This is a genomic window from Streptomyces sp. NPDC041135 (assembly GCF_055592085.1).
In genome coordinates this window covers 77,557-85,949 of sequence record NZ_JBVIYZ010000022.1, presented here as the reverse complement: position 1 = coordinate 85,949, position 8,393 = coordinate 77,557, and the positions used below count along the sequence as shown (strand labels likewise).

Sequence of the window (8,393 nt, the reverse complement as noted above, 5' to 3'; positions counted from 1 at the left end):
GGTCCGGGAGCAACGGCTCGATCCGCGTCCATTGCGCATCAGTCAACGGCACACCCGGACCAACGACCGACTGATCCAAACGAAACTGCCTAGTCGATCGGATAGAGGCGGACGACGAACTCAAAGTGGTCGTCTTCGACAGCGCGGATCCCGACTTCTTCCTCGCGCATTTCGATCTGATGCCCCCGAAGGAGCCTTACACGGGACCCACGTGGCTGGACGTCGCGGCCCGCATGGCCCGATCCCGTGTCATCAGCATCGCCTCCATCCGCGGCCGGGCACGCGGTCTCGGCTCCGAGTTCGCCCTTGCCTGCGACATGCGGTTCGCCAGCAAGGAGAAGGCCGTCCTGGGACAGCCGGAGGTGGGGGCGGGCATCACGCCAGGAGGGGGAGCCACCGAGAGGCTTCCGCTCCTGGTGGGGCGAGGACGCGCATTGGAGATCATCGCGGGAGCCGACGACTTCGACGCCGAGACGGCTGAGCGGTACGGCTGGATCAACCGGGCGCTTCCGGACGCCGAACTGGACGCCCATGTGGAACGCGTCGCCACCAGGATCGCCTCGTTCGACCGCAAGCCGCTGGCCGAGGTCAAGGCCCTCGTCAACCGTTCCACTCTCCCCACTCAGGACGACTTGACGGCCGGTCAGGACACTTTCCGCACGTCCCTGACGTGGCCGGAGGCCCACGAGCGCATTCGTGAGCTTCTGCGCCGGGGCATGCAACAGCGGGGAGACCTCGAGTACCACCTGGGAGAACGCCTCGCCGACAGCGACTGATCGTCGAAAAGCGCGCCTCTTCTCCGGTCCGGTCGAGGCGACGGGTGCCCTGACCAGCGGCAGCACGGGCTTCATGCGGAGGTCTGCTTCTCATTCAAGCTTGCGTGATCCCGGGCCCGGGAGGCCGAAGACCGGCGTGAGCGTGGCTCGCGCCAGCCCATGGGCGACGAGTCGGAAACCCAGCCATGCAGGGGTCGCCTCCGCGGTGACGTCGAGGACGGGAGCGTCCAGCGCATGCACGACAAACATGTAGCGATGCGGGGCCTCCCCCGGCGCAGGAGCGGCACCGAGGTAGCCGCGCCGGCCGGCGTCATTGAGGAGCGTCCTTGCACCGGAGGGGAGCTGGTCCCCTCCGGTGTCACCGGCGCCGGTGGGCAGTTCGTTCACCGATGCGGGTATGTCGTGAACGACCCAGTGCCAGAAGCCGCTGACCGTCAAAGCGTCCGGGTCGAAGCAGGTGACGGCGAAGCCGGCCGTCTCCGGTGGGTGGCCGTCCCAGGCCAGGTGCGGGGAGCGGTCCTGGCCCGGGCCGCCGAAGATGCCGCTGGTCTGGGCCACGGCCAGCGGCTCGCCGTCGGTGATGTCTCTGCTGTGCAGAGCGAACGCGGGCACCGGGGGAAGCACGCTGTACGGATCAAAACGCCCGGGCATGGCGTCTCCGCCCTGCTGATTCGCGTTCCGGCGCCCGGTACCGGGGCGCCGAGGTCCGCCCCTGCTGGACGCGCGCTTCGCCGCCCGGCTCCTGAGAGGGACGCTCCGGTGCGTGGGGGGCCTTCGGCACCGCGACCCCCTCTGCAGCCACATGACAGGTCAGATCGCCGCTCCTCACGAGAGCAGTTCGAGCAGCCGGTCCGCGACGACGACGGCGGACTGCGGATTCTGCCCCGTGATGAGATTGCGGTCCTCGACCAGGTATGGCTCCCACAGGTCACCGCGGCTGTACTCGACCCCGATCTTGTCCTTCAGCTCGTCTTCCAGTAGCCAGGTCGCCTTGGAGGCCAGTCCGACGGCCTCTTCCTCCGCGTTGGAGAAGCCCGTGACCCGGTAGCCCTTGAAGGGCGACTCACCGTGGATCCTGGTGGACAGCAGCGCCGCGGGAGCGTGACAGACGATGGCGAGCGGCTTGCCCGACGCGAGCTGCGCCGTCAGCAGCCTGCCGGCGTCGGCGTCCTCCCACAGGTCGGCCATGGGGCCGTGGCCTCCGGGCAAGTACACGGCGTCGTAGTCCTCCAGGCGGACATCCGAAAGCTTGAGCGGCCGTCGCATCACCTCGGCGGAGCGAATGATGGACTCCAGCTCCAGTGCGGTGTCCTCACCACCGGCCATGGAGGGCCGCAGGCTCATCATGTCGACGTTCGGCGTCACGCCGTTCGGCGTGGCGACCACCACCTCGTGTCCCGCCTCGGTGACCTTCTTGTACGGCAGCGCGAATTCCTCGGCCCAATAACCGGTGGCGTACCTGCTGCCGTCCTTGAGGACCCAGTACGTCGCACCGCTCACCACGAAAAGTACCTTCGCCATGTGGGTAACGCCTTCCTGCCTCTGCGGGCAAGGGAATGATGTGCTCGTCCACTATCAACCCGTACACACTATTTGCCGCCACGAGCGGGCGCATCCGGAACACCCGAGCACTGGGCCGCCGAGCGGGGCGACGGGGAGCGCATCCTCAACCACTACACCGAACCCCTTCAGGACTGCCCTTCCCGGCCGACCACACTCTGGCCGAGCCGCCGGACCTGCTGGGCGTTCGCGACACGGCGGCCGCGACCCGCTTCTGAAGCGTCCGCCGCGGAGGGGTGAGGGTCGTTGCTTCGCGGTCGGCGCATTCCTTGCGTTTGCATGCGTCACCTGTCAAAGTGGTGACGAGAACGGAACATGTCCCGAGGTCTCAGGTGATCGCATCGTCGCCGAGAGCTCACCGCGAGCACCCCATATCCCCACACAGTGGCGTCCGCGGTATGCGGCGGACGGAGAGGCAACGACGTGAAGAGCAGTAATCCGATCTTCTCCCGCAGGGGCGTGGACCGAACGGCCGACCGGGAGGTCGGTGCCGTGCGCCAGCCCGTGGGTGCCGGTGCCGACATCGAGGGGCGCCACTTCGGGAACCCCTACTCCGCGAGCGGGCCGAGCCTCGTCAAGGACTCCGGGCCCGACCGGCTCCCGATGACCATGGACGACGTGGTCGTCCGGACCACGGCGACGCTCGGCACCGTGGTCCTCACGGCGGCACTGTCGTGGGTGCTTCTGCCCGTGGACGAGGCGGCCATCGGGCGGTCGTACGGGATCGCCGTCGCCGCGGCCCTGATCGCCTTCGGGTTGGCGATCGCGCAGACGCTCAGGCGCACAGCGTCTCCTCCTCTGATCCTCGGGTACGCGGCGTTCGAGGGTGTCTTCCTCGGGGTCATCTCGGAGGCGACATCGAGCTACATCGCCCCGGGTGTGGTCGTACAGGCCGTCATGGGCACCTTCGCCGTAGCCGCGGGTGTGCTGATCGCGTATCGGCTGCGCTGGATACGTGTCACCCGCAGGTTCTACGGTTTCGTCCTCGCCTCCGCCCTCGGGTTCCTCCTGCTGACGGCTGTCGACTTCGTCCTCTCCGCGTTCGGCGCGGGCAACGGCCTGGGACTCGACAGCGGCGGGCCCGGGATCGCCTTCGGCGTCGTGGGAGTGCTTCTCGGCGCCTGCTTTCTGGCCCTGGACTTCAAGCAGGTCGAGGACGCGCTCGCGTACGGCGCGCCACGCGAGGAGTCGTGGCTGGCGGCGTTCGGCCTCACGACCACTCTGGTGTGGATCTATCTGGAGATATTGCGTGTACTCACCCTTCTGCGGGACGACGCCTGAGCCGAGGAAGGCGTCGACCGTGACGTTCACGGTCGTGGGCTCCGAGAGCTTCCGCTCTCATGGAGCCCGCGGGCCGGACGATCTTCACGCCGTACGTTCGCTTGGCCGTTTTGCCATCAGGGTTGTGGAACCACCCCTTCGCGCCGCTGTACCGGATCGCGGTCCAGTCGCCCTGGACCTCGGCGACGACGAATTGCTGCCCCAGTCGTCGACGCCATTCGTGGTGCGCATACGGACGAAGGGAGTGGGGCGTTCGACTCCCGGGCAACGGACGGAGAGCGTGTGCTCGCTCAGTGGACGAGGAGCTGCTGCCCGCCGTCGATGTCGTACGTCGCTCCCGTGAGTGCGCCGTTGCACATGATGTGCGTCGCCAGAGCGGCGACGTCCTCCGGGCCGACGACACGGCGAATGGGCAGCGCGGCGCGCAGCTCCTCGCGGCGCGCTTCGAGCCGATCGCCCAGGAGCGAGGCGGACAGGGGCGTGTCGACGAAGCCCGCGGCGATGAGGTTCACGCGGACCGGCGCGAGTTCGAGTGCCAGGTTGGCGGTGAGGGCCGGAAGCGCCGCGGTCAAGGCGGACGCTATGGCGAGGCCCACACCGGGGCGCCGGGCACCCGTGCCACCGATGAACAACAGCGTGCCTCCGGGGCGGACCTTGTCGCGGGTGTACAGGGCGACAGCGAGGTTCACGGTCAGGCGCTCGGCGAAGTGCCGGCGGGCCTCCGCCAGGTCCATGTCGGCCAGGGGCATGTAGAACGGGCTGCCCGCCGTGAGGATCACATGGTCCACCGGTCTGGTGAGGCCGCGGAAGAACTGTTCCAGCCGGTCGGTGTCGGTGACATCGAAGGCCGCCGTGTCCGCGGGCTGGAGTTCCAGGGCGGCCTGCCGCAGCCGTGCCGGATCGCGTCCGGTCAGAACGACCTGGCCGCCCTCGGCGCGCACCCGGCGAGCGGTCGCGAGCCCGATGCCGGCGCTGCCACCGATCACCACGACGGTCTGGTCGGCGAGATCGGAAGGGGCGTGATCGGTCTTTCCGTCGTTCATCGGCACCTCCGGTGGGCCGCGCCGGTTCCGCGAGAGGGTCCGGGACGACGAGCCGGCCCTCAAGCGGTCAGACGAGAGACTGGCCGCCGCGCAGCTGCGGGTACAGCGCATCGGGTCCGTCGGACAGTTCCGCCTGCACGCGCCGGCTGACGTCGTCGGCGAGCACTTCGTGCAACCCCGCCTCGACACCTTCCAGGGTCGCGCGGGCCACCGCGGCCGGGTCCGCCTTCGGTCCCGTGACGGCCGCGGCCATGTCGGTCGCGAGGTAGCTGACGTGGAGCGCGGTGACCTGTGTCCGCTGCTCCGCGAGGGCCACCCGCAAGGCGTTGGTCACCGACCATTCCGCGGACTTGGCCGCCGCGTATCCGGCGCTGGCCGTGATCGACACCCAGGACAGCACGGAGAGGACATTGACGATCGCCCCACCGCCGTTTCGGCCGAGAACGGGGGCGAAGGCCCTGCTCATCGCAAGGGTGCCGAGCACATGCGTCTCGAATTCCGTCCGGAACGAGTCCAGTTCCGTGTCGAGGATGTGCGCCCGGGTCGTGGAACCAGCGTTGTTGATCAGAAGGTTCACGTCGTGGGCCTGGTCGGCCGCGGCGAGGACCGCGTCATGATCAGTGATGTCCACGGCGATGGGTACGGCCCCGGGCACGGTGACCTTCGCCGGGTCGCGGGCTCCTGCGTAGACCTTGGCCGCGCCCGCGTCGAGCAGCGCCCGGACGAATTGCTCCCCGAGCCCTCGGTTGGCACCCGTCACGAACGCGACAGACCCTTCCACCTTCATGCGTGCCTCTTTCCCAGCGGGAGGTTCGCAGAGCTGAAGACCGGTGGTCACGATGCGGCACGACAGCCCGCAACGGTCGTCTACGAACGTATATCGCCGGAGCCGGCGCCACCACCGGACGCCGGGTCCGGCTCGCTGCCCCGGCCCGGGCCGGCGGCGTCCTCGTTCGCCCCCCGCGGGCAGGCCGCCCTTCGCCGGACGAGTTCCGCTGTGCGCTGCCGCTCCCCCCAGCCGGGTGCAGCGGCCCCGCTGAGCTCGAGCAGAGCCCGTTTCGAGGCCCACCTGCCACACCTGGGACCGTCCGGTCCGGTTCGGCCCGGTTGCTGGGTGGTGCCCGCAGCCGCGGGATCGACGGTTTAGAACGACACGCCGCCTGTGTGACAGCCGGCGGGCGTCTCGGCCGGTTCCCCGGCCCAAGACGTTCTCCCGATGTGACGCGTACATGCCCGCGATGGATGCCGTCTCCCTCGTATGAGGCGCTCCCCCAGCCTCAGCCGCCTGCCGCTGCCGGAGGCCCCGGAAGGGTAAGGGGCCTGGGATGCCGGCGGATCGGCGAGTACCGGTGTCCGCTCCGTTCCCCGGCGTGCTGTGCGCCTGGGCTCGCGCACGGCCGCCGTCACACGTATCTGCCCCGGTGGAGGTCCGGCGCGGCCGACCTCGCCGGGGCAGAACGCCGCTGCGTCTCAGCATGAGGAGCGCTCGGGTCACCAGGCGCTCGCACCGCCGTCCACCGCGTAGTTGGCGCCCGTGATGTAGCCCGCTCGATCGGACGCGAGGAACGCGGCCAGCTCGACGATCTCCTCCGGGCGGGCGAAGCGCTTGAGAAGCGTCTTGCTGATGATCGCGTCCCGGGCGGCCTGGTCGTCTCCCAGATCGCGATCGCTGGCCGGGGTCAGCACCGGGCCGGGGCTGATCGCCACCGCACGGATACCGTGCGGGGCGCCTTCCAGCGCGAGCTGCCGCGTCATGCCGATGACCCCGGCGTTGGCCGCTGTGTGCGCGACCATCGGGGGTGTCGAACCCGCGATCAGGCCCGCCTCGGACGCGACATTGATGATGACGCCGCCACCGCGAAGGACCAGATGCGGCCAGGTGAACTTGGATACGAAGAAGGGGATGTCGAGTTCACCGGCCTCGGTCGCCCGCCAGTCCTCCACCGAGAAGTCCGGCATGGGGCCGAAGCGCTGCATCGCCGCGTTGTTGTAGACCACATCGAGCCCGCCGTATGCGGCGGCGGCGTCTTCGGCCAGCTGCCGCACCACATCCGGGTCGGTGAGATCGACCGGCGCCACGCCCGTCATCTCGCCACCCGCGCGGCGTACGAGTTCGACCGTCTCCTCGTTGGCCTCGACCTGGATGTCGGCGCCGACGACCCGTGCACCCTCTCTCGCGAAGACGAGTGCCGCGACGCGGCCCATCCCTCCGGCGGTACCGGTGATGAGCGCCACTTTGCCATCGAGTGTTCCCATGGAACTGCTCCTGTTTCCGACGTGCGCGGTGCCGGTGCGCACCGCGCGGATGTACTGGGACGGCGCCGGCCCCAGGCCCTGGGCCGCGCCAGGGCCTGGGGCCGCGCTGGGGTTACCTGGCGCTCGGAGTGACGGTGGCGGGAGGCGTGTCACCGCGGAGGTCGTCGAGGAAACGGCCGAAGTTCCCCTCCGACCAGTGCTCGACCGACTGGCCGTGGGCCACGCGGTCGATGGAGATTCCGCTGAGCGTGACCTGCCGGCCGGAGGCGGGTATCCCGAAGACCGTGCCGGTGTGGACGCCCGTGAAGCTCCAGCGCGTGACGACCTTGCTGCCCTCCACGATCTGGTCCAGGACGGTCATCCTGAAGCCGGTGAGCCCCGCCTTGATGTTGAGATCTCCATTGATCCAGGCCTGCCGGTCCTCGGGCCCGTTGAACCCGTGCAGCACGAGGTCCTTCGAGATGTAGCGGTCGAATCCGGCGGCCAGGTCTGCGTTGTAGCTGGCGTAGAACGCCGAGGTGACCTGCAGCGGCGACAGTTGGTGCCGGTGGGCCGCGGAGGCCGAGGACGCGGGGTGGGATGCCTGGCCCTGCGCCGATGCCGGGACCGTCGCCGCGGTCAGGGCCCCGGCGACGGCCAGGCCGGCCATGACCCCGATCAGCCTCTTGCGGGGCTTGTGCGCGGGGGTGGAATCGAGGGTTGCCGCACTTTCACGATCCTTGCGGGAAGTCACAGGTCACTCCTGGGGAACGGGTCGGTCTTGCCGATCTCGCCGATTTCCTTGACGCGTCAAGCATGTTCCTCAACCCCGACAGGCGTCAACCCATTCCCGGGAGGGCGCCCCCGACCGGATCGAGCCGGCAAACCCCTTGTAACCTGTTTGACAGGTGACGCATCCAGTGTCAGACTCGCCATCACTTGAACAGGTGACGCCTTGGGGCGACACCTCCGGCCAGGAGAGTGAAAGCACAATGGATCTGAAACTCGAAGTCGTGGTACTGCCTGTGTCCGACGTCGACCGGGCCAAGGCGTTCTACGAGGCGCTGGGCTTCCGCCTGGACGTGGACCACCTCGCCGACGACGGATACCGGGTCGTGCACCTGACACCCCCCGGCTCGCAGAGTTCGATCCTCTTCGGCACCGGGGTCAGCTCGGCCGCGCCGGGGTCGGTGCAGGGGCTTCACCTCGTCGTGGACGACATCGAGGAGGCCCACGCCGCCCTGGTGGACCGCGGCATCGATATGGGCGAGATTTTCCACGACGCGGGTGGGGTCTTCCACCGCGGCACGGAGGAAGGCCGGGTCAGTGGTCCGCACCCGACGCGTGCCAGCTACGGCTCGTTCGCCGCGTTCAGCGACCCGGACGGCAACGGGTGGGTGCTCCAGGAAGTGACCACCCGCCTTCCGGGACGCTGAACGCACCGCCGCGAGACCCGTAGGCCGGGCCAGGCCGGGCCGCGCTCGGGACCGGGGCGACG

Annotated in this window: 9 protein-coding genes; 3 read left to right on the top strand and 6 right to left on the bottom strand. The window is 69.2% G+C overall.

Annotated features, from left to right (window positions below; genetic code table 11):
- Nucleotides 1-125: 125 nt before the first annotated feature.
- Nucleotides 126-776 (top strand): enoyl-CoA hydratase/isomerase family protein, encoded by a 651-nt coding sequence (locus tag ACZ6CZ_RS31430; RefSeq protein ID WP_469027943.1) that lies wholly within the window; start codon nt 126-128, stop codon nt 774-776.
- Nucleotides 777-866: 90 nt separating this feature from the next.
- On the opposite strand, the gene ACZ6CZ_RS31425 is transcribed toward ACZ6CZ_RS31430, so the two are convergent.
- Together ACZ6CZ_RS31425 and ACZ6CZ_RS31420 are read right to left on the bottom strand one after the other, a co-directional pair.
- Nucleotides 867-1,388, bottom strand: a complete 522-nt coding sequence (locus ACZ6CZ_RS31425; protein ID WP_469027941.1) for a YbhB/YbcL family Raf kinase inhibitor-like protein — start codon at nt 1,386-1,388, stop codon at nt 867-869.
- A 213-nt stretch (nt 1,389-1,601) separates the two neighbouring features.
- Nucleotides 1,602-2,297: a type 1 glutamine amidotransferase domain-containing protein gene (locus ACZ6CZ_RS31420; RefSeq protein WP_469027939.1), complete on the bottom strand. Its 696-nt coding sequence runs from the start codon at nt 2,295-2,297 to the stop codon at nt 1,602-1,604.
- Between the two features lie 462 nt (nt 2,298-2,759).
- On the opposite strand from ACZ6CZ_RS31420, the gene ACZ6CZ_RS31415 reads away from it, so the two are divergent.
- Nucleotides 2,760-3,617 carry a Bax inhibitor-1/YccA family protein gene (locus tag ACZ6CZ_RS31415; RefSeq protein ID WP_469027936.1) on the top strand — a complete coding sequence of 286 codons (858 nt, stop codon included), beginning with the start codon at nt 2,760-2,762 and terminating at the stop codon, nt 3,615-3,617.
- Between the two features lie 290 nt (nt 3,618-3,907).
- Here the strand turns inward: ACZ6CZ_RS31415 and ACZ6CZ_RS31410 are convergent, their stop codons facing one another.
- From ACZ6CZ_RS31410 to ACZ6CZ_RS31395, 4 genes are all read right to left on the bottom strand, one after another.
- Nucleotides 3,908-4,660: an SDR family oxidoreductase gene (locus ACZ6CZ_RS31410; protein ID WP_469027933.1), complete on the bottom strand. Its 753-nt coding sequence runs from the start codon at nt 4,658-4,660 to the stop codon at nt 3,908-3,910.
- Nucleotides 4,661-4,727: 67 nt separating this feature from the next.
- Entirely contained in the window at nt 4,728-5,447 is a 720-nt protein-coding gene (locus tag ACZ6CZ_RS31405; protein WP_469027930.1) for an SDR family oxidoreductase, read from the bottom strand.
- Between the two features lie 704 nt (nt 5,448-6,151).
- Entirely contained in the window at nt 6,152-6,916 is a 765-nt protein-coding gene (locus ACZ6CZ_RS31400; protein ID WP_469027929.1) for an SDR family NAD(P)-dependent oxidoreductase, read from the bottom strand.
- 112 nt (nt 6,917-7,028) lie between these two features.
- On the bottom strand, nt 7,029-7,649 hold the full coding sequence (locus ACZ6CZ_RS31395) for an ester cyclase (protein WP_469027926.1): 621 nt from the start codon (nt 7,647-7,649) through the stop codon (nt 7,029-7,031).
- Between the two features lie 238 nt (nt 7,650-7,887).
- On the opposite strand from ACZ6CZ_RS31395, the gene ACZ6CZ_RS31390 reads away from it, so the two are divergent.
- Entirely contained in the window at nt 7,888-8,331 is a 444-nt protein-coding gene (locus tag ACZ6CZ_RS31390) for a VOC family protein (protein WP_469027924.1), read from the top strand.
- Nucleotides 8,332-8,393: the final 62 nt, after the last annotated feature.